We start from the raw sequence: 23,501 nt of genomic DNA on the forward strand, positions 1-23,501 counted from the left end.
GGATCGCCGTCCCCGCGAAAGCCGGGATGGCGATCCATGGAAACACGGGTGTTCCTGGATTGCTTCGGCGCTATGCGTCTCGCAATGATGATTCCGCCTCAACCGATCAGGCTCATGACTTTTCGACGCACGGACATTTAACCTTCGCGCGACTTGGGCTAGCAAGGCGGGATGATGAACTTCAAGCCGCCCCGGCCCGTTCGCACGCCAGTCACCCAGGGCCTGGCGATCTGTTGCCTGCTGGTTTTGCTGCGCAGTGGCTGGGCGGACCGGAATTCGATTTCGCCGCCAGTCAGCGCGGCGGGCTGATCCCGGCGCTGCTGCTGGGCGTGCAGGCGAACGAGGCGCTGCACAACTGGCGCGTGGCGACCCTGCTGACTGCGCTGTTTCTGCATGCAAGCTGGCTGCACCTTGGCGCCAACATGCTCATGCTGCTGGTGGTCGGCCGCCCGGTCGAGTGGGTGCTTGTCGCCGTGGACGCTGGCGCTGTATATCCTGTCCGGCATCGCTGGCGGGTTGCTGCAGGCCTTTGCCGATCCGACGTCGATGATCCCGGTCATCGGCGCAAGTGGTGCCATCGCCGGCCTGTTCGGTGGCTATGCCATGCTGTTCTCGCGTGAAAGGTGGCGTCCCGGACGCTGCTGGGGTGCGGGTTTCCGGCCGCCTGCTGCGGGTGTTATGGATCGCGGCCACCTGGATCGGCCTGCAACTTCTGCTGGACTTCAGCAGCGGCGGCAATTCGCTCGTCGCGATCTGGGCGCATATCGGCGGGTTCCTCGCCGGGCTGGTGCTGACGCCCCCATGCTGCGCGCGGTCTCCGCGAGGGTCGCTTCTCCCGGAGATTAGAGCATGATTGATTCAATCTGAAACGATCATACTCTAATGTTGGTGCTCGGCGTCCGGCTCCAGCAGCCGGTGCAGGTGCACGACGACATAGCGCATCTGCGCATCGTCGACGGTGCGCTGCGCGGCGGACCGCCACGCCGACTCGGCAGACTGATAGTCCGGATAGATGCCGACAATGTCGAGCTTGGTCAGGTCCTCGAAGTCGAGGCCCTGGGGTCTTTGACGCGTCCGCCAAACACAAGATGCAACAGGGGTTTATCGGTCATGGCGCCTCCTTGAAAGTCTGTCAGCCCCAAAGGGCGGCGACAGGCGGATAGAGCCGCTGCCCAAAGGATGCAAGCCCGTCTGCACGATCTTCCGCAAGCAGCAGCGGTCCGTCGAGGTCGACATAATCGGCGAACCCGGCGAGCAGCATGGCGGGTGCCATGGCGAGGACGACCCGACCATGCAGCCGACCATGACCTCTAGGTCCAGTGCGCGCGCCGCCCGGTAGAGCGCAATCGCCTCGGTCAAGCCGCCGCATTTGTCGAGCTTGATGTTGACCGCGTCATAACGCGGCGCAATGAATGCCAGATCGTCATGGGTATGGCAGCTTTCGTCTGCACAGATCGGCACCGGCGACTGCCCGCGCACCAGCGCCTGATCGGCGCCGGCAGGCAGTGGCTGCTCGATCAGCACGGCACCGTTTTCGGCGGCGACCGCGCAGACGGCCTGCAGGATCGACGGTGTCCAGCTCTCGTTGGCGTCCAGGATCAGCCGCGCGGCAGGGGCGGCGCGATGGACGGCAGTGATCCGCTCGACCGCCATCTCCGCATCCAGCTTGATCTTCAAGAGCGGCGCAAGGGTTTGCGCGGCTGCCTGCGCCGCCTCGGCGGCCATGCTCCCGGCGTGTCGATGCTGATCGTCAGCGCGGTCTCGACCGGCTCCGGCGGCGGCAAGGCCGCCAGGGCATAGACTGGCGTGCCGCGCCTCTGCGCCTCCAGGTGCCACAGCGCGCAATCGAGGGCGTTGCGCACGGCGCCGGCGGCAGCAGGCTGGCGAGCGTGTCCCGGTCTGCTCCTGCCTCGATCTGCGGCCGCACCTGCTCCAGCAGAGCCAGGGCCTGCTCAGGGGTTTCGCCGTACCGCGGATAGGGCACAGCCTCCGCCCAGCCGAAACAGTCGCCCTCCTGGATCCTGACCTCCAGGGTCGTGGCTTCCGTCTTGACGCCGCGTGCGATCCGGAACGGCTTGGCAAGCGCAAAGCGGGCAATCCGGGCGTCGAGCGAGCGCCGGGTCACTATTTCGCGCTGGCGGTCTGGGTGTTGCGCATCAGGGCGATCAATTGATCGATGCCTTTCTGCGGCGTGCCAGCCTGATCGATGCGTGCTGCGAAGTCGGCCTGCTGCGTGATCACGAGGCTCACGCCCTGAATGTATAGATCGACGATCTTGAAGCCGTCATTTGTCTTGCGCACCACCCAGTCGGCTTTCACCGGCTCCTGCAGGGGCGCCGGAGACGATGGCGTGGACGATCTGGTTGTTCGCATCCACCTGTTCCACCTTCGCAACCTTCAAAGTCGCATCCTTATAGTCGATCAGGCGGGTCTGATAGATCGTCACCATGTAACGGGGAAACGCGGCGTCGTAGTCAGCAAGCTGCTCCGGCGTTGCACTGCGCCCATAGCGCGAGAGCACACGGCGGCCGATCGACTTGACGGCAAACCCTTCAAGCAGCAGCGCCTGAAACCGGTCGGTGCGAACTTTTCGCTCACCGAGCCGTCGCGCAGGACGCCGAAAGCACGGTCAGAGATTCTGGATGTAGGCGCGTGCATCCGTCGCCTGCACCGCCGCCGCGGCTGGACCGGCGATGAACAGACAGGGCGTCAGTGCGCCGAGCGCCAGCGCGAGGGCACCGGGAGTGTCAAACTGCGAAGCTGCATGATGTCGTCCTTTTCAGGGAGTTAGTCGGCTTTCGGGTCGCTGGCGGCCAGTTTCAGATAGGCGATGATGTGGGCGCGATCCTGGCTGTTGCGCACACCGGCATAGCCGATGCGCATGCTGGTGTTCGCGGCGATTGTTTTCGGGTCGGCGATGTAGGTGTCCAGCGCCGCCGGTGTCCATGTCTTGCCCCATTCCACCAATCCCGATGAATACTCGCTGAACCCGGGATATGTTCCGGCCACGCGCCCGAAGAGGCCGGCGAGCGGCGGCCCGGATTTGGTCAGGCGGCCGGGCTTGTCGACGATCCAGTGGCAACTGGCGCAGCGCTGGCGAAACAGCTTCTGGCCGACAATCGGGTCCTGCGCGTCCTGCGCCTGGGCGGGCATGGCGAGGACAGCAGCGGTCAGAAGCATGCCCAATCGGGCTGCTTGCATTCCAGTGCGCATGATCGTTTGTCGCTGCATGGCTGTAGCCTGTGTGTCCTGCATTCACGCTATGGTTATGCAATTGGGCAATTTAAAGGACTGTGACGACGACTGGACCGCATTTCATGGCGCGCGGAGCAGGCGCCTGGCCCGGAACGCCCGCTCACTTAACTCGGGTTTAACGCTCCAGCGTCCATAGAGTAGGCTCTGCGCAGTGAAATACTGCGTGCGTCGTTCGTTTGGAAAGGTTTGCCCGTGTCCAAGGCCAATATGCTGAGCAGTGCCGATGTCGCCGCATTGATGACCGAGAAATCTGCGGACACCCGGGCGCAGACAGCGCAGCGCCTTGGCGAAACCATGACCAAGGCCGGCCTGAGCGACAAAGAACGCCACATGGCGGAGGAAATCTGCCGGCTGATGATGAAAGATGTCGAGGTGAAGGTGCGCGCCGCTCTGTCGCAAACCATCCGCCTCAGCCCGGACCTGCCGCACGACCTGGCGCTTGAACTCTCCAACGACGTCTCCGAAGTGGCGCTGCCGTTCATCGAGATGTCATCCGTTCTGACCGACGACGATCTGATCGCCATCATCAACTCCAAGCCCGTGGAGTTCCAGGTGGCGGTCGCGGGGCGCGAAGCCGTCTCCGAGCGCGTGTCCGACCGACTGGTCGACACCGGCAACGAGGACGTCGTCGCCCGTCTGGTCAGCAACGATGGCGCCGTGCTCAGCGAAAAGACCATGACCCGCGTGCTCGACGAATTCGGCCATGTGCAGCGTATTTCGAACCCGATGGCGCAACGCTCCTCGCTGCCGATGGGCATCGCCGAGCGGTTGGTCAATCTGGTGTCGGAGCACATCCGCGACCACCTGGTGACCCACCACCAGTTGTCGGCCGATGTGGCGATGGACCTGCTGCTGGATACCCGTGAGCGCGCCACCCTGCACCTGCTGGACGGCCGCTCGGATGGGCCGGACGTGTTCGAGCTGGTCGACCAATTGGCCTCCAACGGCCGCCTGACGCCAACCATCATCCTGCGTGCGCTGTGCATGGGCGACCATACCTTCTTCGAGGCGGCGCTTGCCAAGCGCGCCGGCATTCCGGTGGCGAACGCCTTCCAGTTGATCCATGACCGCGGTGGCAACGGCCTGCGCCGGCTGTTCAAGCACTGCGGCCTGTCCGACCGCATGGTCGATGTCGCGCGCGCGGCGATCGATATCGCGGAAGAGTTGCAGTACAGCCAGCCGGAGGATCGTCACGAATATCAGAAGCGCATGCTGGAGCGCCTGCTCACCTTCTTCGAAGACGATTTCGACGGTGCGGATATCGATTACTTCATCGGCAAGATTACCGATAAACCGCAGTCCACCATGCGACATTAGAGCCTGCTTCACAGCATCGGTTGACGCGGCCTCGCCCTCATTCTTAATGAGTCCTGACCCTAGCTGCTCAGCCGCTTGATCGACTGGGCGAGCGCTACGTAAAGCTTGCCAAGGTCTGAACTCAGCAGCGTCACGGCGATGGCCTGGCCCTCGCGTTCCTGCATGCTCCGCCCGATCAGTCGCTCAAAGTCCTGCACGAACCGGTGCACCTGCTCGCGGAATTCGGCATCGTCCCTGTAGAGCTTGTTGATGTGGGTGCGCTCGCTGCGGTCAAGCAGTTGGCGGGCGCGGCGCGCGAAGACGCTGCGGTCGCCCTTCAGATACTCCTGCCAGTAGGTATCGGGCAGGTCCACGGCCATGGCCTTGGCGACATCGATTGCGGACGAGTTCAGGCGTTCGATCAGGGCCGCGGACATACGGCTGTAATCGGCGCTGCTGATCCGCTCCTGCCGGGTTTCGGCCTCGGTGACCGCGCGCTGGGCGGCGCGGGCGGCGGCCTCGATGCGCGCAAGGCTGCCCTCCAGCTCGGCGGCGCGGGCACCTGCACCGGCGGCGGCCGATCGGCCCGCATCTTCGAGCGCTGCCAGTGCATCCTCGACCGGTGCCAGGATCGATGCGCGGATGGCTGCCAGGTTCAATCCAGTCAGGCGATTGCTGACGGCGGAGGCGATGTCGCCTGCGGTGTCGTCGATGGCGCTGCGTGCCTGCAGTGCAGCGGCGCGGATACGGTTCAGGGCCTCGAGCAGGTCGGAGGAAACCTTGAGGCCGGTTGCGGCGGCGTCCTCACGCAATTGCGTGATCTCCTGGGCGAGAAGCTGGATTTTCTCGCCGACGTCGCAGTGCGTGTCCGCCAGGCGATCGGTCTCACGCGCCAGTGCGGCGCTGAGGTGGGTCAGCCCCGCCGTTGTATCGCCCAGAGCCGCATTGGTGGACTGCGCCTGTGTCTCCAGCGCCGACATCTGTTCAGCGAGCGCCTTGGCGAGCGCGATCCGCTTGGTCTGAACATGGTCGAAAGCCTCGCTTTTCTGCGTCAGGGTTTGGTCGAGGCTTTGGGTCAGCGTCCCGACGTCCGCCAGCAGGCGGTGCATCCGCGCGCCCAGCGCCTCAGCGCGTCCATCCAGGGCGGAAAGCGGCGCATCGAGCGCAGCACTGCCTTCGAACGCGGCACGGGTCTGGGCTGAGAGGCGTTCAAGTTCCTGCACGCCGGCCGCAACGGCGCTGCTCAATGCGTCTTTCAGCGCCGAAAGCCGGTTCTGCGCATCGCCGGTCGCCTGCGTGACGGCTGCGACGTCGCGATGGAGGATCTCGATGGTCTGCCCGGACGCCAGCCGGTTGGCGCTGATGCCGTTGTTCAGGATTTTCAGTGCCTCGCGCGTGGCGCTGCGCGCATGGTCCGCCCAGCTCTGCGCGTTGGCGTGCAGGGCGGCGCTCTGGGCATGTATGGCGCGTTGTGTCGCCTCAAGCGTGTTCGACATGTCGGTCAGCAAGCCTTCCAGCGCCGTGCGCACATTCTCGCCGGTCGCCTCGAGACGGCTGCCCTGCTGGTCCGCAGCGGTCGCCAGACTTGCGGCTTCCGCGCGCAGGCGGCCGCACAGATCGGCCGCCTGCTGGCCGAGCGGCGTCAAGGCCTGGCCCAGTTGCTCGATGGCGGTCTGCGTTGCTGTCTGTTCCCGGGCAAGGCGCTCGAGGGTTGCATGCAGGCCGTCCACCTGTTCCTGCGCGGTCGCACCCGCGCGGGCGAGGCTGGCGTCAAGCGCCTGCAGGCGCGCATCCAGCATCTCGACGTCCCGCTGCGCCGGCTGCACTGCGGATGTGACGGACTCCACGCTGCGCAGTGCGTCCGCGCCGGCCTGCGTCAGGTCGGCGGTCAACCGCTGCGCCTTCATGCTGGCGGCCTCGACTTCCGCGACGATCCGCTGGGTTCTGCTGTCCACATCGGCGGCATGGCCGATCAGGCCGGCGAGATCGGCGCCGATCGCCGCGCGACCCGCATGAACCCGCTCGGCGACAATCGCCACCGCCCCGTCGAACCTGCTGATTTCTTCGCTCATCTGAGCGGCGACATAGGCCAGCCGCTGCGTCTCCTCGATCGTCCAGCCGATGGCGGTGCCGGGCGGCTTGCGGTGCAGCAGCAGCGCGAGAGCGACCAGCCAGACGAGGCAGAGCGGCGCAGTGATGGCGGCGATGATGCTGGCCCAGCCCGCAAGGCTGAAGTCCCGCCAGGCATCCACGGCGGTGAATAGGCCAACGCCGGCAAGCACCACGCCGAGCCACAGGAAGGACAGCGCGCCCGCGATGCCGAGTATCCAGGGAAGGGCGGGCGCCGGGCGCTATCCGGCTCGGGGTCGGACGACGCCGCCGGCTCGGCGTCGGACGTCGGCTCAAGGCTTGCGGCCGGTTCCGGCGATGCTTCCGCGACGTCCTCAGTCTGCGTGCTAAATCGTTGCGCTTGCGCAGTCATCCGCCTTGATCCCTGGAACCTGACCGGCTGAGGTGGAAAGCATGCTTGCTTCGACCGATGGCGTGAATCAGGCTCTTTCCCATGAATGAGACCATGATTCACGTTTCAGATCGATCCAATCTGAAGCGATCAAGGTCTAGGTTCTCAATGACTCGTTAATCCTTTTACGGCACTGGTCAAAGCGCGAACGGCGAAAATCGCACAATTTCCGTGAGAATAGCCCATGGCGTCGCCCTTTGATCAGCTTTCCGGCGCGTCCGTGCTTGATACCGCCCATGTGATCGCGTTTGCCGGCGGCGATTTCGCACTTGCGCTGGATTTGCTGCAGGATTTTCTGGCGACACTCGATTTTCACATGCGCCTGCTCGATGCGGCGCTGGTGGCCGACGACTGGCGGGAGGATGCGCACCGCCTCAAGGCGCCGCCTGCAGCATCGGTGCAATGCGCCTCGGCGCGCTTGCCGCCATGGCGGATCAGAACGGCATAGCCTGGCCGGACCTGCAGTCGCAGCTCCGTCTGGAGGCGGCGCAGGTTCGGGATTGCGCCAGCGCATTTCTCGCCGCCGCCTGACGGCAGACGTTTTTCCAGCTTCTCAATTTTCCGGCCTTCGCCATCGTTCCGGTTGCGGCTTGCGCAGCAGCCGACTATAGATTGTAGGCCAAGGCTCAGTGGGGAGTATATATGGCGCTTAACCTTGAGCGCTTGAGTGTGGTCGTCGTTGACGACAGCATGTTCATCCGGTCGCTGCTGGCGAATTCGCTGCGCGTGCTGGGTGTCGGGCAGATTTCGCTGCAAGATCACGGCGGCAGCGCGATCGAACTGCTGCAGATGGTGCAGAAGGATCCGGTGCGCGCCGGCATGATGTCGGTCGACCTCATCATTTCCAACTGGGAAATGTCGCCGGTCGACGGCACGATGCTGCTGCGCTGGGTGCGACGCCACAAGGACTCGCCGGATCGCTTCGTGCCGTTCCTCATGCTGACGGCGCACAGCGAACGCAGCCGCGTGGAGGAACTTCGTGACATGGGCGTCACAGAGGTCATCACCAAGCCGTTCACCATCCGCGCCTTGGGGAAAAGCTGGTCACCACCATTTCGCGCAACCGCCAGTACGTGCATACCAAGGATTATTTCGGGCCGGACCGGCGGCGTCAGATGTTGCCGCACGAAGGGCCGGAGCGGCGCAGCCTCACTGACAAGAGCCCGGAAGTGGAGGTCGTTCATGGCTGAGGCGGCCAAGCCGAAAGTCCGGGTGCGGCTCTACCGGTTCCGCAACCGCCTGAAGGAGAAAACGGCGGGGCTGGGCGGCGATACGCCGCTGGTGCTGGACGAGGCCCTGCTGGCAAGTGCGGAGAAGCTTTTCGAGGATATGGCGGAAGACTATCCGGACTGGGTCTCCCGGCAGATCGAGCAGTTGCTCGAATTGCACCGGCGCTGCGTCGATACGCCGGACGCCCGTCGCCTGCTGTTCGAGCAGATCAACGCCATCGCTCACGACATGAAAGGGCAGGGCGGCACATTCGGTTACGCCCTTGTCACCACCATCGCGACCTCGTTGAACCGCTTCTCAGGTATGCGCACGGCTATTCAGGACCGGCACGTCGAGATCATCAAGGCCCATGTCGACGCCATGCGCGCCGTGATCCGCGATCGGTTGAAGGCCGATGGTGGCGAGACCGGCAAGGCGCTCGTCAAGGGGCTGGAGACCGTGATCGCGCGTTTCGAGGGCTAGCGATGGCCCTGGTTGCCCTGACCTTTGCGCTGCAGCTGACGGTCGGCGAGAAGCCCGGCCCGCGCGCCTTGCTGCCAGTGATGGGTCGCAGCCTGCTGGCGCTGGTCGCGCGGCAGGCGGCTGCGGCCGGTGCGGATAAACTCATCCTGCTGGCGGACGCCGGGCTGCCGGGGCTGGATGCGGCGCTTAAGGCGGAGCGCTGGCCGCTGCCGGCGGTCGTCGTCCATACCGCTGCCGAAATCGCCCCGCATCTCGAGTCCCATGATCGCGTCATCGTGTTTGACGAAGGCCTGGTGCTTGACCGTCGTCTGTCCCGCCTCATGGCGGGCGCGCCCGAGTCTGCTGCTCTGGCGGTCTGGCCGGCGTCATCCGCCCCCAGAGTGCGGTACGCCTGGACGCCGATTACGCCAGCGCCGGGATCGGCATTTACGAAGCGTCGCTGGTCAAGCGGGTTGCAGCAAGCCTTGGCGATTGGGATCTGCAACAGACCCTGCCGCGCGCGGCCATCGACGCGGGCTCGGCGACCTTTGTCGACGTGACAGACCAGGGCGGCGCGCCGGCGACCAGGCCCTGGCTTTGGCGCGCCGTCGACGGCCCCACAGCCGACCCTGCAGAAGCGGCGCTGCACCAGGCGATGCTGCCGCCGCCGGCACCCGCCTGGCCGCATGCCTGGCTCGAGCCGCTCATCGATCGCGCGGCGCTGCGCCTCAATGATGCGGCGGCGCTGCCCAGCCTGGTCTGGCAGGGCCTGCTGGCGCTCGGCGCGCTGCTTCCACCGGCGGCGCTGCTGCTTGCCGGGCCGCTTTCGGCTGCCGGTCTGGCGATGCTCTGGCCGTGGGCGTCGCGGCTGTTTATCGATCTGGCGACGCTCTCAAGCGACGATCCAACGCAGGCCGATGGGCTGCAACGGCTCGTCAAGCCGGCGCCGCTGGTCTGGCTCCTCCTGTTCATCGTCTGGGCCTGCATTGTCTGGCCGCTCGAGACGGCGCTGCCGCTCTTCGTCCTGCTTGCGGCGCTGGCGCTTGATGCCCGGCTTGGTCCGCAGCGTGCCGCCCCATGGGCGCAGCTTCACCGAAGCTTCGGCGTCTCGCCACTTGCAACCGGCGTGCTCTACGGCGTCGCCAGCCTGACTGGCGGCGATCTGGCGGCTGCCTGGGTTCTGGCGCTGCATGGTCTGGCGACCCTGGCCCTGAAGATCGAGGCCGTTCGCCGTTAGATCTTGATCGCTTTGAGAGTGAATCGGGTTCTAACTGGCACATCCTTTGCGGTGTTCTCCGTGAACACAGCAACAGGCAGCCATGAGACCAAGGCCGATCCTCCTGAAAACCAGCCGTTTGTTCGGCTGTTTATCGCCCCGGCAGCAGCCGGGCGGCGGGTCGTTTCTGCCGGGTCGGGCGCATGAACCCGGCAGGAATTGCGCATGAGCATAAACAGCATCATCAATACGGCGTACACGGGGCTGTCCGCGAGCCAGGCGGCGATCCGCACGATTTCCAACAACGTCGCGAACGTCAACACGCCGGGCTATGCGCGCCAGACGGTCGACCTCGAGGGATTGGTGGCTGGCGGCGGCGGGTTCGGCGTGCGCGTCAGCAACGTTCAGCGGGTTGCTGACTCTTCCTGAGCGCCGCCGCTTATGCCGCGACGTCGGATTTCGGGCGCTTCGAAGCGCTCAACCAGTTCCAGGACCGCCTGCAGGGCCTGATCGGTTCGCCGGATTCGAAAACTGGTCTGGCGGCGCGCGCCGACAGCATCTTTCCGCGATCGCCGATCTGACGGCCGACCCCGCCGACAGCGTACGCCGGCAGGCGGTGATCACCGAGATAAGCCGCTTCCTCGACGACATCGCCAGCCTGGGCAGCAGCGTGCAGGCGCTGCGGGTCGACGCGTCCAGCCAGATCGGCGAGACCGTGACTGTCATCAACCAGACGCTGCAGCGCACGCAGCAGCTCAACAGCCAGATCGTGCGTGCCCGCGCCAGCGGCCAGGAAAGCGCCGGGCTGGAGGAACAACGCGCGCAGGCGCTCAATCAACTTGCCGAACTGGTCGACATCCGCGTGCAGGAGCAACCGGACGGCTCTGTGCAGATCTCCACGGCGCGCGGCCAGACCCTGCTCGATCACGCAGCGCGCCGTCTGGATTACAGCGGCTCGGCGTCGGCCTCGGCCGAGACCGTGTTTCCCGCGATCAAGGTGTCCCGCATCGACCCGGTGTCCGGCATCGCTGTCGACACCGGCCTGACCCTCGACGCCGATTTGTCCTCTGGGCGGTTGAGCGGCCTTATCGATCTGCGTGACAATCAGCTTCCCGCAATCGCCGACGGGCTTGGCGAACTGGCGCGGGGCTTTCGTGACAGCGTCAATGCGATCCATAACGCCAATACGTCCGTGCCGCCGCCGCCAAGCCTCGTCGGGCGCAACACCGGCCTCACGCTCTCCGATCCGAACGGGTTCACCGGCGTCTCGACTTTCGCGGTCGTCGACAGCACTGGTGCCGTTGTCGCCAAGACAACCATCGACTTCGGGAGCCTGCCAGCCAACACGCCGCTCTCCACGGTCATCAGCCAGATCAACACCGGTCTTGGCGGCGCGGCGACCGTAAGCCTCAACAACGGCAAGCTGAGCTTTACGGCCGCAGGCGCTGGCAACGGCGTCGTCATCGCCGACGACCCGACGACGCCAAGCCAGCGTGCCGGGCAGGGGTTCTCACAATATTTCGGCCTCAACGACCTGATCGTCGGCGACAAACCCAGCAACTACAACACCGGGGTCAAGGGCAGCGACGCCCACGGCTTCCTCGCGGGCGGCCAGACCGATTTCGAGGTGCGCGACGCCAACAACCGGGTGGTGGCGCGCTATACGCTGAATGTCGGCGGGGCGACGTATAACGACCTGCTTTCCACCCTGAACGGCGCCGGCGCACTGGGGAATTATGTGCAGTTCGGTCTTGATTCCCAGGGGCGCTTTCCGTTACGTCTGCGCCGAACGTCGGGCCATACAGCATCCGCATCGCGCGGGACACGACCGACAGGGGCGGGACCGGCGTCTCGCTCAGCAGCCAGTTCGGCCTTGGCGTCGGCGTACAGGCGAACGGCGCGCGCGGCCTCAGCATCCGCAAGGATATCCAGCAGAACCCGTTCCGTCTGGGGTTGGCGAAGTTCGATCCAAGTATCGCTGTCGGCGCCGTCGCGCTCGGCGTCGGCGACCAGCGCGGCGCGGTGGCGCTACGCGGCCTGCAGGATCAGGTGATCGCATTCAAGGCGGCAGGTCCGGTGACGGCGGCGAACGCGACGTTGTCGCAATATCTCGGGTCTTTCCTCGGCGAGACGGCAATCTCGGCGCAGGCCGCCGAAGCCGGCCGTATCGATGCCGAAGCCCTGCGCAATGACGTCATCAAGCGCCGGGACGATTTTGCCGGGGTTAACCTGGACGAAGAACTCGCCAACCTCGTGGTCTTCCAGAACAGCTACAGCGCCGCCGCGCGCGTGCTGACCGCGGCACGCGATATCTACGACACGCTGCTCAACGCCATCTGACAGGAATATACGCTATGACCAGGGTCGCCAGCTTTTCGCAGAACCAGTCGCTGATTTCCGGCATCGCCCGCAACCAGTCTGATCTGTTCACGGCGCAGCAGCAGGTCAATACCGGCAAAAGTCGAGCGACTACAAAGGTATTGCGCAGGAAGCCTCAACCCTGGTTTCCGCGCGCTCCTTGAAGGCCCGCGCCGAGACCTTCCTGCGCACGGGATCGCGCGTGCAGCAGACGCTCAGCACCAACGACATCCAGTTGACGGCGATCGTCGATACGGCGCGCGACCTGCGCCAGAGCGTCGTCGAGGCGCTCGCCAATGACGACGGCTCCGGGCTGCCACAGATTCTCGAGCAATCGCTGAACCTGATCGGGTCTGCGCTGAATACGCAGGTCGGCGGCTCTTATGTCTTCGGGGATCACGTATCGATACGCAGCCGCTCGCCCCGAAGACGCTGGCGGACCTGGTCGCACTGCCAGCGGCAGCGGATGCGTTTCAGAATGATACCCTCAAGGCGACCGCGCGCGTCTCGGACAGCCTGGAGATCGAATACGGCGTGGTCGCAGACGATGTCGCCGAGCCGCTGATCGGCTGGATCCGCGATCTGGGTGTTTTAACGCCGGTCCCGATGGCTCGATCGGCGGCCCCTTGTCGCCGACGCAGCGCACGCAGCTCGAATCCAGCCTGTCCGCGCTCGATGCGGCGATCGCGCAGGTGCAGTCGCGCCAGGTGGCGAACGGCCTCAAGCAGCAGCAGGTGGATCAGGTGACCGACCAGCTGCAAAGCCGTTCGGATTTTCTGGAAACCTTCGTCGCCGATATCGAAGATGTTAACATCGCCGAGGCCATTACGCGCCTTCAAAACGATCAGACTGCACTTGAAGCCTCCTACCGCGCCTTCTCGTCGATCGCAGACCTATCGCTTGTCCGTTTCATCTAACGCTCGGTTGCGTCGCGCACGAAAATTTACAGCTTCTTAAGCCCGTGCGTTTACCAATTTGTCGGTTAGCAGAGGGACAAAGGGTGCGAGGGGTAACAGGCGAAGTGGTGACTATGTCCAACGGCGAAATCGATCGACTCCTCTCCTCGCAGCCAACCGGTCCAAGGATGCGCGCAACGAGCTTGCCAGCGCCATGGTGGACTTCTTCATGCACCCCGACGAGCGGCTGAGCGACCAACAGCGCGCACTCATGGGCGACGTTCTGGCCAAGCTGCTCGGCGAGATCGAGATGGACGTGCGCCGCAACCTCGCCGATGCGCTGGTCCGCTCCGGTATCGACCTTCCGGATCTCATTCATGCGCTGGCGAACGATGACATAAGCGTCGCGCAGCCGCTCCTGCTGGACAGCCCGCTGATCCGCGACCACGCGCTGATCGAGATCGTCAAGAATCGCACCGAAGAACACCGTATGACCATTGCGATGCGCCGGAACCTCTCGGACGAGGTGACGGATGCGCTGGTCGAGCGCAGCGGACCCGATGTCATCGAAACGCTGCTGCGGAACCAGGACGCAACGCTTTCCCGCCGGGCGATGGAATTTCTGGTCGCCGAGAGCCGTCGTCAGGACCGTTTCCAGGAGCCCCTGGTCGCGCGCGCCGACCTGCCGGCAGACCTTGCCCACCGCATGTACTGGTGGGTTTCCGCCGCGCTGCGCCGCAAGATCCTGCTATCGTATAAGGTGGATGAGGAAATTCTGGACAAGTCCATGGAACGCGCGGCGCTTGCGGCATCCGCGGACCTTGTCGACGGGCAGAGCGCGCAGGCGCGCGCGCAGCGGCTGGCGCGCCGGATGGCGGAATTGGGCGAGCTGACCGACAACTTCCTGGTGACGGCGCTGCGGCAACAGCGAATCACGGTGTTTGTCGCTGCGCTGGCGGAACGGGCTGAAATCAGCTACAAGACCGCCTGGCAGATCGTTTCCGACCGTGGTTTTGAAAGTTTTCTTGTGTTGGCGCGTGCAGTCGATCTCACCCGGGACGTCTTGACCTCGACAGTGCTGCTGCTTGCGGAGGCCCGCACCGCGAAAGCCGCTCAGCGCCCGGACATCATCCATAGTATCCTGACCATGTTCGACAGGTTGGACCGCGCCAATTGCGTGCGCATCCTGCGCCTCTGGCAGCGAAACGCCGATTACCAGAGCGCCATCGAGTCCCTTGAGCGCGCGCGTGCCGGCTGAGAACGAATCCCTGACCTTCGAGCCCAACGACACGGGTGGCCATGAGACGGGTGCGTTGCCGTCCGTTTTATCGGAGACCTGGCCGACTTTGACGGATGCCTGCCTGTCTCGCGGATGCCAGTGCCGCCTGCTTCTTCATGACCGATCTGTCCGGCGACATCGTCGACGCGACGCCCGCCTGGCGCCGGCTGAATGAACGCTTCGGCGGCCGGAGTACCTGCGCGATCCCGGGGCTTGTGCCGCTGCTGCACCGCACGAAAGCAACGGGTCAGGGCGTCCTACGTCCGCTCAGCCTTGAGATTGATGGCGAGACGCGTCATTACTGGGTTCGTACGATTACGCTTCTCAATTCCAATAGAGTTATGATCGGTATCGCCGGCGCGTTTCAGGACTGGACGGCACAGTTGGGTCGCATGAATGCGGCGCTCATCGATCAATCGCGTTTCCGCGATTTCGCGCGCGCGACCTCTGATTGGTTCTGGGAGACCGACTCGCAACTGCGGCTGACGGCGGTGTCGGACCGCGTGACCGCGCTGTTTGGGCGGCTCGCCAGCGATTATATCGGCCAGCGACTCGATACCGTCGGCGAATGTGCTCTTAATCTCTCCGGTGACCGGCCGATTGATCGCGCGCTGCGCGACCAGACCCCATTCCGCAACCAATTGTTCCGCGTAACCGCTGAAGACGGGCAGGCGATCCAGTTCCACCTCTCCGGCGTGCCCCTATTCGACAGCCACGGGGCATTCCGGGGCTTTCGTGGCGCCGGCATGGATGTGACCCGCCTCTACGCCATCGAGGAAGACGCGCGCGCCGCGCGCCAGCGCCTTGAGTCGGCCCTGAGCGAGCTCCAGATGAAGAACAGCGCTCTGGATGTCGCCTCGGCGCAGGCGCAATCGGCACTGCACGCCAAGAACGAGTTCCTGGCGGCCATGAGCCATGAGCTGCGCACCCCGCTCAACGCCATCATCGGGTTCGCCGAGGCCATGGACCTGCGCCTATTTGGCGACCTGAGCGGCGCTTATGCTGGCTATGCGCGCGATATCCTCAGCGCCGGGCGGCACCTGCTCGGCCTTATCAATGATGTGCTCGATGTCTCGGTGATCGAGACCGGCGATGTGTCGCTGTCGCTGGACGTCGTCCCGGTCGTGCGGCTGATCGAGCAGGCGCGCAGTCTCATCATGCTGCGCGCCAGCGACAAGGCGCTGGACGTGGTGATCCCGCCGATTCCGGACGACCTTGCGGTACGTGCGGATGAACGCCGCGCCTTGCAGATTTTCGTCAACCTGTTGACCAACGCCGTCAAATTCACGCCGGCCGGCGGCAAGGTTGGCGTGCTGGCGACGCCGGCGGGGACTCAGGACGGCCTGGTGCGCATCACGGTGTGGGATGACGGGCCGGGTATCGACGCCTCGGACCATGAAAAGGTTTTCGAGAAGTTCCAGCAACTGGGCACCGAACTCTACCAGTCCAAACCGGACGGGACTGGCCTGGGCCTGCACATCTCGCGGGAACTGGCGCGCCTGATGGGCGGCGACATCCATCTCGAGACTCGGGACGCGCCGGGGCCTATTTCACGGTTCTGCTGCCCGCCGCCTGATCGAAGGTATCCGCGGAATAAACCGGGCGTTTTAGCGCTGGTGGCGCATCGCGTTGCATTGACACGACATAAAGACATCTTTATATCGTTATACATGTCAATGGCGCTCGCACTTCTCAAGGCTTTGGCCGACCCGACGCGCTTGCGCATCGTAGCGTTGCTGCGGCGCGTCGAGCTTGCCGTCAGCGACTTGACCCGCATTCTGCGCCAGAGCCAGCCGCGCGTGTCCCGCCACCTCAAGATTCTTGCCGACGATGGCGTGATCGATCGGAACAAGGAAGGCGCATGGGTCTATCTGCGCCTGACGGACCGGCCAGATATCCTGCGCGTGATCGAAGCGCTTGAAGGCTGCGATCTGGTCGACGCCGCGCAGGCCCGCGCCGACCAGCGCGAACTGGAGAGTGTGCTCGCCGACCGCCAGGCGGCGGCGCAGAGCTATTTCGCGGAGAATGCGGCAGCCTGGGACCAGGTGCGCTCCATGCACATCTCCGAGACCGAGGTTGAGGCGGCGGTGTCGCGGCATCTGCTGCGCGAGACGGTCGAGACCCTGCTCGACCTCGGTACCGGCACCGGGCGCATGCTCGAACTGTTCGGCCCGCACATCAGGCGCGGCATCGGCGTCGACATGAGCCCGGAGATGCTGAAGCTCGCCCGCGCCAAGCTGGAGGCAGCCGGCCTTGGCCACTGCCAGGTCCGGCTGGGGATATGTATGCGCTGCCCGACGGGTTGCATTGCGACGCCGTCATCATGCACCAGGTGCTGCACTTCGCGGACGACCCCGGCGCGGCCATCGCGGAAGCAGCCCGGCAACTGGCTTCGAACGGCAGGCTGCTCGTCGTCGACTTCGCGGCGCACGAAAACCAGTTGCTGCTGGTCGAACACCAGCACCGTCGCCTCGGCTTCGGCGACCCGCAGATCGCGGACTGGATGGCGGATGCCGGGCTGGACATCGAAGTCGTCGAGGCGCTGCCGAGCCAGCTGCTCACCGTCAAACTCTGGATTGGCCGACGCACGCGCGCGGCCGCCATGCAACGCACCGCCGCCTGACGTGCAGGAGACCACGATGACGCGGATTCTACCCAGTTTTCAACCGATGTTCGCTGATATCGGCGGAGACATCGCCGTATCCTTCGAGTTTTTCCGCCGAAGACTCCAGCCATGGAGGAAACGCTGTGGACCTCGATCAGCGCGCTTGCGCCGCTGAAGCCGGAGTTCGTCTCCGTGACCTATGGCGCTGGCGGCTCGACCCGTGAACGCACGCACAACACGGTCAGCCGCATTGCGCGCGAGACCGACCTCAAGGCGGCCGCGCACCTGACCTGCGTGGCGGCCACGCGGGAGGAAGTCGATGCCGTGGCGCGCGACTATTGGGCGGCCGGCGTGCGCGCCATCGTCGCGCTGCGTGGCGACCCGATCGCCGGGATCGGCGCGAAGTACGAGCCGCATCCCGGTGGCTACGAGTCGTCCGTCGCGCTTATCGAAGGTCTGAAGCGCATCGCGGACTTCGACATCAGCGTCAGCGCCTACCCGGAATGCCATCCGGACAGCCCGTCGCGCATCGCCGACGTCGATTTCCTGAAGCGTAAGCTGGATGCCGGCGCCAGCCGGGCGATCACGCAGTTCTTCTTCGATCCTGATGCCTATTTGCGCTACCTTGACCTGGTGCATGCCGCCGGCGTCAGCGCGCCGATCCTGCCAGGTATCCTGCCGGTCACGAACGTCGCGCAGCTCAAGAAGATGGCGGCGGCCTGCGGTGCCTCGGTGCCCGACTGGATGGGCCGCCTGTTCGAGGGGCTGGACGATCACCCGACCACCCGCCAGCTTGTCGCGGCCACGGTGGCCGCCGAACTGTGCGTGCGGCTGTACCGGCGCGGCGTGCGCAATTTCCACTTCTACACCCTCAACCGCTCGGAACTGACCCGCGCCATCTGCCATCTGCTTGGCCTGCGGGACGTGCCTGTTCATCATGTCCAAGGAGCCGCCGCATGACCCGCGCGGAAAAAGCCGCCCAGTTCCGCAAGCTTGCAGCACAGCGTATCCTCATCAAGGATGGGCCGTACGGCACCGCGATCCAGAACTATGCGCTCGATGAAGCCGGCTACAGCAACGGCCGCAGCTTCAACCACGACCAGAAGGGCAATAACGACATTCTGAACGTGACGCGCCCGGAGATCATCGGCGAAATCTGCCAGCGCTACATCGATGCCGGTGCCGACCTGCTGGCGACCAACACCTTCAACGCCAACGCCATCAGTCAGGCCGACTATGGCGCTGAGTCGATGGTGCGGGAGATCAATCTGGCCGCCGCCCGCATCATCCGCGAGCGGGTCGACGCCGCTGCAACGCCCGATCGGCCGCTGTTCGTCGCCGGTGCGCTCGGGCCGACCAACAAGACGCTGTCGGTCTCGCCCGATGTCAACAACCCCGGCCACCGGGATGTGTCCTTCGATTATGTGCGCGATGTCTACCGCGAGCAGATCGAGGCCCTGCTCGAAGGCGGGTCGACTTCATCCTGGTCGAGACGATCTTCGATACGCTCAACGCCAAGGCGGCGCTGGTGGCTGCCGATGAGGCTGGCGAGGCACGGGGCGAGATCATCCCGGTCATGGTCTCCGGTACCCTGACCGACCTGGCGGGGCGCAATCTCGCCGGGCAGACGGTCGGCGCATTCTGGAATTCGGTGCGCCACGCCAAGCCGCTGACCATGGGCCTCAACTGCTCGTTCGGCGCGACCGAGTTGCGCCCCTATGTGGCAGAACTCGCCAAGGCCGTGGACACGCTGCTGATGGTCTATCCCAACGCCGGCCTGCCCAACGAAATGGGCGGTTATGACGAACTGCCGGAGAAGACGGCGGCGCTGATCCGCGACTGGGCTGATGCCGGCCTCCTCAACGCCGTCGGCGGTTGCTGTGGCACCACGCCGGCGCATATCGCGGCCATTGCCGCCAATGTGCGCAATCTGCCGCCGCGTGACCTGCCAAGGCTCCCACCGCAGCTACGCCTCTCCGGCATGGAAGCCTTCAATGCCTGATGCTGCCCTTGCCGGTCGCGGCGAGGGTTTGAAAACGATCCGTTCTTATTGAGTCTTCCCATGTCCGCTACAAACTTCATCAATATCGGCGAGCGTACCAACGTCACCGGGTCCGCGCGCTTCAAGAAGCTGATCATGGCCGGCGACTATGCCGCCGCGCTGGAGGTCGCCCGCCAGCAGGTGGAGGCCGGCGCGCATGTGATCGACGTCAACATGGACGAAGGGCTGCTCGACGCCGAGGTGGCGATGGAGACCTTTCGCTGATCGCTGCCGAACCCGACATCGCGCGCGTGCCGCTCATGATCGACTCGTCCAAATGGTCGGTGATCGAGGTCGGGCTCAAGTGCACCGCCGGCAAGCCGATCGTGAATTCGATCAGCATGAAGGAGGGCGAGGCGCTGTTCATCGAACAGGCGAAGAAGGTCCGCCGCTACGGCGCCGCTGTCGTGGTCATGGCGTTCGACGAGCTCGGCCAGGCCGACACCTGCGCGCGCAAGGTGGAAATCTGCGCCCGCGCCTATGACATCCTGACCCAGCAGGTTGGCTTCCCGGCAGACGACATCATCTTCGATCCCAACATCTTCGCGGTCGCAACCGGCATCGAGGAACACAACAACTACGGCGTCGATTTCATCGAGGCCTGTCGCCTGATCAAGCAGCGCTGCCCGGGCGCACATATCTCGGGCGGGGTCTCCAACCTGTCGTTCAGCTTCCGCGGCAACGAGCCGGTGCGCCGGGCCATGCACTCGGTGTTCCTGTATCACGCCATTCAGGCCGGCATGGACATGGGGATCGTCAACGCCGGCCAGCTTGATGTCTACGACGACATCCCGCTCGATCTGCGCGACGCCTGTGAGGACGTGGTGCTGAACCGCCGGCCGGATGCAACCGAGCGGCTGCTGGAGCTGGCCGAGCGCTATCGCAACACCGGCGTGGTCGAGACGCAGACGGTCGAGGAATGGCGTGGCTGGCCGGTCGCCAAGCGCCTGGAGCATGCCCTCATCAAGGGCATCGACCTTTATGTGGTCGAGGATACCGAGGAGGCGCGCCAGAGCGTCAACCGGCCGATCGAGGTGATCGAGGGGCCGCTGATGGATGGCATGAACACGGTCGGCGACCTGTTCGGTGCCGGCAAGATGTTTCTGCCGCAGGTTGTGAAGTCGGCGCGCGTCATGAAGAAGGCGGTGGCGCACCTGATCCCGTTCATCGAGGCGGAAAAGTCGCAAGGCAGCAGAGCCAAGGGCAAGATCGTCATGGCGACGGTCAAGGGCGACGTCCACGATATCGGCAAGAACATCGTCGGCGTGGTTTTGCAGTGCAACAACTTCGAGGTGATCGACCTCGGCGTCATGGTGCCGTTCCAGAAGATCCTGGAGGCGGCCAACGAGAACCAGGCGGACATCATCGGCCTGTCCGGCCTGATCACGCCCTCACTCGATGAAATGTGCACGGTCGCCGAGGAGATGCAGCGCGCCGGCATGAGCATTCCGCTGCTGATCGGTGGTGCTACCACCTCGCGGGTCCATACCGCGCTTAGGATCGAGCCACGCTACAGGAATGGGCCGACCCTGCATGTGGTCGACGCCAGCCGCGCCGTCGGTGTGTGTACTGCGCTGACCTCCGACACCCAGCGGACCGAACTGGAAAGCCGCACCCGTGCCGAATATGCCGACATTCGCGAGAAACGCGCGAACAACGGCGAGTCCGAGCTGATTTCGCTGGAGGCGGCGCGTGCCAATCATTTCCGCGCCGACTTCACCGGCAACGCCGTGGTGCGGCCAAGGTGGCTTGGCACCCGGGCATTCGAGGATTATCCGCTGGAACGCCTGATCCGCCGGATCGACTGGACGCCATTCTTCCGCTCCTGGGAGCTGGCGGGCACCTATCCGGCAATTCTGAAGGATGATGTCGTTGGCGAGTGCGCGCGCGCTGTTCCGCGACGCGCAGGCCATGCTGGAGACGATCGTCGCCGAGAAATGGCTGACGGCAAAGGGCGTCATCGGCATCTGGCCGGCGCGGCGGGACGGCGACGATGTCGTGCTCTACACCGATGACAGCCGCACGACCGAGCTGAGCCGCGTGCATTTCCTGCGCCAGCAGTTCGCCAAGCGCGACAACCGGCCGAACATGTGCCTGGCGGATTTCGTATCGCCGGACGCCGACTATTTCGGCGGCTTCGTGGTGACGGCCGGCCACGGCATCGACGCGCACCTCGCGCGCTTCAAGGCGGCGCACGACGACTATTCGGACATTCTGCTGAAAGCGCTGGCCGACCGGCTGGCGGAGGCGTTCGCCGAGACGCTGCATGAGGAGGTCCGACAGGACTATTGGGGCTATGCGCCGGACGAAGCGCTCTCCAACGAGGACATCATCCGTGAGAAATATCGCGGCATCCGCCCGGCACCCGGCTATCCGGCGTGCCCGGACCATTCGGAAAAGCCGGAGCTGTTCCGCCTGCTGGATGCCACGGCGTCGACGGGTGTCAGCCTGACGGAGAGCTTCGCCATGCTGCCGACAGCCGCCGTCTCCGGCTATTTCTTCGCGCATCCGCAGGCGAGCTACTTCGGGGTCGCACGGGTCGGGCGCGATCAGGTGGAAGACTATGCGCGGCGTCGCGGCATCAGCCTGGAGCAGGCCGAACGCTGGCTGCGCCCGAATCTGGGGTACGACGCCTGAGATTGACAGCCGGACGGGCAGGGGCAGGCACGGCGGGCAACCATCGGGCGAGGGGCGCGTGGACAATCAAGTGAACGACCAGGGCGACGCAAGCCGGATTCCCTTGTTCTCACTGGGTTAGTTGCCGCCCTTCTCACCTACGCCAGCCTGTTTCCGTTTAACTTCGCCGCCAGCGCCGGGCGCGGCCTGCTCGATCATCTCGGCCCCGGCGAATGGCAGGATCGGGTCGGCAACATCATGGGGTTCATGCCGCTGGGACTGTGCGTGGTCTGGGCCTGCGAACGGGCGCATTCCGTCGCACGGCTCTGGATCGGCCTGGTGTTGTCCATCCTGCTGGCCCTGCTGCTGCAGGTTGCGCAGATTTACCTGCCGACCCGCGATCCCTCGATCGTGGATCTCCTGAACAACAGCGTCGGGCTGGGTCTGGGCGTAGCTGCCGGCGGCATGATCACGTGGCGTCGGCTGTCCGGGCATCATGTCGATGGGCCGCCCGCTGTCTGGCTGCTGCTGCTGCTGTTTCTGCTGCTCTACCTCATGACGCCGTATCTGCCGACCACCGATCTGGCGGCGCTGAAAATCCGCGCCAAACACCTGCTGGCGCAACGCAGCTTTCACCTCGACGACTTCAGCGGCGCTCTGGCGCTCTGGTTCGGCCTGCTGGCGCTGTGGGACGGCTGGCGACGATCTGGCACCCGGATCGCGGCCCTTGTCGTTGCCGCGACGCTGCTGTTCGCCTGGCGCGCGCTGACGCCCGGCAACATGCTGAACTATTCCGAGGCGTTGGGCGCGCTCCTGGGCGGGCTGCTGGCGCTGGCCTTGCCGCGCGTCTGGTTGAAGCGCGCGGCTTTACCGGTTTTGCAGCACTGATCCTGGTTGGCGGTTTGACGCCGTTCGAGATCGCAGCACGCCGATGCCGCCGTATCTCATTCCATTCGAGCCGCTGCTCAGTTCACGCAACTGGCTGATTGCGCTCGGCATCGCCGGCTACAAGTCCGTGGCGTACGGCGGTTTCCTGCTGGCGGGATATCAGACCTGGGGCGGCTGCGCACGGCGGCGCTCTGGGGCATGGTGCTGACCGGGCTGGTGGAGGCGGCGCAGATCGTGCTGGCGTCCGGCACACCGGAACTCAGCGACCCGCTTTGGCTGCTGGCGATTGCGTGGATTATGCATCTGCTGTCGCCGGCCCGGCCGCAGATCGGGGCGGCTATTGGTTCATCGCCGCAGGCAGCCACTGTGTCAGCGGCGCAATAAGCAGCACCAGCAGCAGGACGACGAGCTGAATCCCGAAATAGGGCGCAATGCCCTTCCAGATGCTGGCGGCTGGCATGCCCGGCGCCGCCTGCCGCAGATACGCAAGCGCAAGCCCGTTGGGCGGCATGATGAGCCCCATCTGCACGACCAACGCGATCGCAACCCCAAGCGCCAGCGGCTCGGCGCCAGCTGCAGCAGGGCTGGCGCGGCCAACGGCACGACAAGATAAAGCAGCTGTACGTAGTCGAGGAAGCGCGCGAGGGCGATGATCGACACCAGCGTCATCAGGAGCGCGCTGGGCAGGCCGCCCGGCATGGCGGCGAGCGCGCCCCAAAATGGTTAATCCACCAAAAGATTGAAATACAGTGAGAAATAAAGATGTACCGAGAAGGATCGTGAAAATGATGGCGGTAATCAAAACAGCCGTGCGCGCGGCCGGCAGGAGGTCGCGGCGGGCGTGCAGCGCGCCGAGCGC

Annotated in this window: 21 protein-coding genes and 7 pseudogenes; 20 read left to right on the forward strand and 8 right to left on the reverse strand. The window is 64.9% G+C overall.

The features are described from left to right. Positions 1-26 precede the first annotated feature (26 nt). Both E6W36_RS23640 and E6W36_RS20945 read left to right on the forward strand, forming a co-directional pair. A pseudogene (locus E6W36_RS23640) lies at positions 27-564 on the forward strand (rhomboid family intramembrane serine protease); the annotation flags it as partial. Positions 565-646: 82 nt separating this feature from the next. Continuing rightward, positions 647-853 (forward strand): rhomboid family intramembrane serine protease, encoded by a 207-nt coding sequence (locus E6W36_RS20945; protein WP_222872962.1) that lies wholly within the window; start codon positions 647-649, stop codon positions 851-853. A gap of 26 nt (positions 854-879) precedes the next feature. On the opposite strand, the pseudogene E6W36_RS13855 reads toward E6W36_RS20945, so the two are convergent. The 6 genes and pseudogenes from E6W36_RS13855 to E6W36_RS13875 all read right to left on the reverse strand — a co-directional run bounded on the left by E6W36_RS13855 (position 880) and on the right by E6W36_RS13875 (position 3,231). Then, a pseudogene (locus E6W36_RS13855) lies at positions 880-1,112 on the reverse strand (DUF4170 domain-containing protein). After that, complete coding sequence (locus tag E6W36_RS22290) at positions 1,102-1,725, reverse strand: enolase C-terminal domain-like protein (RefSeq protein WP_342776681.1); 624 nt, start codon at positions 1,723-1,725, stop codon at positions 1,102-1,104. Before E6W36_RS22290 ends, E6W36_RS13855 begins: the two are co-directional and overlap by 11 nt. 25 nt (positions 1,726-1,750) lie before the next feature. Continuing rightward, complete coding sequence (locus E6W36_RS22295; RefSeq protein ID WP_342776682.1) at positions 1,751-2,125, reverse strand: enolase-like domain-containing protein; 375 nt, start codon at positions 2,123-2,125, stop codon at positions 1,751-1,753. Further along, positions 2,125-2,304, reverse strand: coding sequence for an ABC transporter substrate-binding protein (locus E6W36_RS20950; RefSeq protein WP_222872963.1), 180 nt, complete (start codon positions 2,302-2,304; stop codon positions 2,125-2,127). The genes E6W36_RS22295 and E6W36_RS20950 overlap by 1 nt, the downstream gene beginning before the upstream one ends. Then, positions 2,285-2,584 (reverse strand): annotated as a pseudogene (locus tag E6W36_RS20955) (ABC transporter substrate-binding protein); the annotation flags it as partial. The pseudogene E6W36_RS20955 and the gene E6W36_RS20950, both read right to left, overlap by 20 nt. Before the next feature lie 203 nt (positions 2,585-2,787). Beyond that, on the reverse strand, positions 2,788-3,231 hold the full coding sequence (locus E6W36_RS13875) for a c-type cytochrome (RefSeq protein WP_222872964.1): 444 nt from the start codon (positions 3,229-3,231) through the stop codon (positions 2,788-2,790). 216 nt (positions 3,232-3,447) lie between these two features. Between E6W36_RS13875 and spbR the strand changes: the two genes are divergently transcribed. Beyond that, complete coding sequence (gene spbR / locus E6W36_RS13880) at positions 3,448-4,572, forward strand: SpbR family protein (protein ID WP_222872965.1); 1,125 nt, start codon at positions 3,448-3,450, stop codon at positions 4,570-4,572. Between the two features lie 59 nt (positions 4,573-4,631). Here spbR and E6W36_RS13885 read toward each other — a convergent pair whose 3' ends face one another. Then, positions 4,632-6,836 carry a coiled-coil domain-containing protein gene (locus E6W36_RS13885; protein WP_222872966.1) on the reverse strand — a complete coding sequence of 735 codons (2,205 nt, stop codon included), beginning with the start codon at positions 6,834-6,836 and terminating at the stop codon, positions 4,632-4,634. Between the two features lie 420 nt (positions 6,837-7,256). Between E6W36_RS13885 and E6W36_RS13890 the strand changes: the two genes are divergently transcribed. The 17 genes and pseudogenes from E6W36_RS13890 to E6W36_RS13980 all read left to right on the forward strand — a co-directional run bounded on the left by E6W36_RS13890 (position 7,257) and on the right by E6W36_RS13980 (position 23,026). Then, positions 7,257-7,520, forward strand: coding sequence for a hypothetical protein (locus E6W36_RS13890; protein ID WP_222872967.1), 264 nt, complete (start codon positions 7,257-7,259; stop codon positions 7,518-7,520). A 194-nt stretch (positions 7,521-7,714) separates the two neighbouring features. Continuing rightward, positions 7,715-8,764, forward strand: coding sequence for a response regulator (locus E6W36_RS13895; RefSeq protein ID WP_222872968.1), 1,050 nt, complete (start codon positions 7,715-7,717; stop codon positions 8,762-8,764). Between the two features lie 2 nt (positions 8,765-8,766). Next, positions 8,767-9,303: a hypothetical protein gene (locus tag E6W36_RS13900; protein WP_222872969.1), complete on the forward strand. Its 537-nt coding sequence runs from the start codon at positions 8,767-8,769 to the stop codon at positions 9,301-9,303. Continuing rightward, positions 9,300-9,980 (forward strand): hypothetical protein, encoded by a 681-nt coding sequence (locus E6W36_RS13905; protein WP_222872970.1) that lies wholly within the window; start codon positions 9,300-9,302, stop codon positions 9,978-9,980. Before E6W36_RS13900 ends, E6W36_RS13905 begins: the two co-directional genes overlap by 4 nt. 204 nt (positions 9,981-10,184) lie before the next feature. Continuing rightward, positions 10,185-10,388 (forward strand): flagellar basal body protein, encoded by a 204-nt coding sequence (locus tag E6W36_RS13910; RefSeq protein WP_222872971.1) that lies wholly within the window; start codon positions 10,185-10,187, stop codon positions 10,386-10,388. Then, on the forward strand, positions 10,291-12,012 hold the full coding sequence (locus tag E6W36_RS13915) for a FlgK family flagellar hook-associated protein (RefSeq protein WP_425459643.1): 1,722 nt from the start codon (positions 10,291-10,293) through the stop codon (positions 12,010-12,012). Before E6W36_RS13910 ends, E6W36_RS13915 begins: the two co-directional genes overlap by 98 nt. After that, positions 11,982-12,299 carry a flagellar basal body rod C-terminal domain-containing protein gene (locus E6W36_RS13920; protein WP_222872973.1) on the forward strand — a complete coding sequence of 106 codons (318 nt, stop codon included), beginning with the start codon at positions 11,982-11,984 and terminating at the stop codon, positions 12,297-12,299. The genes E6W36_RS13915 and E6W36_RS13920 overlap by 31 nt, the downstream gene beginning before the upstream one ends. Before the next feature lie 178 nt (positions 12,300-12,477). After that, a complete protein-coding gene (locus E6W36_RS13925) occupies positions 12,478-12,882 on the forward strand; it encodes a hypothetical protein (protein WP_222872974.1) in 405 nt (134 codons plus the stop codon). 61 nt (positions 12,883-12,943) lie between these two features. Then, entirely contained in the window at positions 12,944-13,234 is a 291-nt protein-coding gene (locus E6W36_RS13930; protein ID WP_222872975.1) for a flagellin, read from the forward strand. 193 nt (positions 13,235-13,427) lie between these two features. Further along, positions 13,428-14,471: a DUF2336 domain-containing protein gene (locus tag E6W36_RS13935; protein ID WP_222872976.1), complete on the forward strand. Its 1,044-nt coding sequence runs from the start codon at positions 13,428-13,430 to the stop codon at positions 14,469-14,471. Positions 14,472-14,884: 413 nt separating this feature from the next. Beyond that, positions 14,885-17,115 (forward strand): annotated as a pseudogene (locus E6W36_RS22300) (metalloregulator ArsR/SmtB family transcription factor). Positions 17,116-17,131: 16 nt separating this feature from the next. Beyond that, positions 17,132-18,057, forward strand: a pseudogene (gene metF, locus E6W36_RS13955) (methylenetetrahydrofolate reductase [NAD(P)H]). Continuing rightward, positions 18,054-19,099, forward strand: a pseudogene (locus E6W36_RS13960) (homocysteine S-methyltransferase family protein). Before metF ends, E6W36_RS13960 begins: the two co-directional pseudogenes overlap by 4 nt. Before the next feature lie 60 nt (positions 19,100-19,159). Further along, positions 19,160-21,775: pseudogene (gene metH, locus E6W36_RS13965) on the forward strand (methionine synthase). A 147-nt stretch (positions 21,776-21,922) separates the two neighbouring features. Beyond that, positions 21,923-22,642, forward strand: a complete 720-nt coding sequence (locus tag E6W36_RS13970) for a VanZ family protein (protein ID WP_281277554.1) — start codon at positions 21,923-21,925, stop codon at positions 22,640-22,642. Between the two features lie 43 nt (positions 22,643-22,685). After that, entirely contained in the window at positions 22,686-22,850 is a 165-nt protein-coding gene (locus tag E6W36_RS13975) for a hypothetical protein (protein WP_222872977.1), read from the forward strand. Continuing rightward, positions 22,841-23,026, forward strand: coding sequence for a hypothetical protein (locus E6W36_RS13980; protein ID WP_222872978.1), 186 nt, complete (start codon positions 22,841-22,843; stop codon positions 23,024-23,026). The genes E6W36_RS13975 and E6W36_RS13980 overlap by 10 nt, the downstream gene beginning before the upstream one ends. Here E6W36_RS13980 and E6W36_RS13985 read toward each other — a convergent pair. After that, the gene (locus E6W36_RS13985; protein WP_222872979.1) at positions 22,980-23,444 is read right to left on the reverse strand and encodes a TRAP transporter large permease subunit; all 465 of its coding nucleotides are present in this window, start codon (positions 23,442-23,444) and stop codon (positions 22,980-22,982) included. The genes E6W36_RS13980 and E6W36_RS13985 overlap by 47 nt on opposite strands. Positions 23,445-23,501 lie beyond the last annotated feature (57 nt).

It is taken from the genome of Hankyongella ginsenosidimutans (assembly GCF_005144965.1).
Classification (GTDB): domain Bacteria; phylum Pseudomonadota; class Alphaproteobacteria; order Sphingomonadales; family Sphingomonadaceae; genus Hankyongella; species Hankyongella ginsenosidimutans.

Coding starts and splice junctions, on each gene's coding strand:
- E6W36_RS22290 (WP_342776681.1), bottom strand. CDS start 1,725: ATGGCCGCCGAGGCGGCGCAGGCAGCCGCGCAAACCCTTGCGCCGCTC.
- E6W36_RS13875 (WP_222872964.1), bottom strand. CDS start 3,231: ATGCAGCGACAAACGATCATGCGCACTGGAATGCAAGCAGCCCGATTG.
- E6W36_RS13890 (WP_222872967.1), top strand. CDS start 7,257: ATGGCGTCGCCCTTTGATCAGCTTTCCGGCGCGTCCGTGCTTGATACC.
- E6W36_RS13895 (WP_222872968.1), top strand. CDS start 7,715: ATGGCGCTTAACCTTGAGCGCTTGAGTGTGGTCGTCGTTGACGACAGC.
- E6W36_RS13900 (WP_222872969.1), top strand. CDS start 8,767: ATGGCCCTGGTTGCCCTGACCTTTGCGCTGCAGCTGACGGTCGGCGAG.
- E6W36_RS13910 (WP_222872971.1), top strand. CDS start 10,185: ATGAGCATAAACAGCATCATCAATACGGCGTACACGGGGCTGTCCGCG.
- E6W36_RS13915 (WP_425459643.1), top strand. CDS start 10,291: ATGCGCGCCAGACGGTCGACCTCGAGGGATTGGTGGCTGGCGGCGGCG.
- E6W36_RS13935 (WP_222872976.1), top strand. CDS start 13,428: ATGGTGGACTTCTTCATGCACCCCGACGAGCGGCTGAGCGACCAACAG.
- E6W36_RS13975 (WP_222872977.1), top strand. CDS start 22,686: ATGCCGCCGTATCTCATTCCATTCGAGCCGCTGCTCAGTTCACGCAAC.
- E6W36_RS13980 (WP_222872978.1), top strand. CDS start 22,841: ATGGTGCTGACCGGGCTGGTGGAGGCGGCGCAGATCGTGCTGGCGTCC.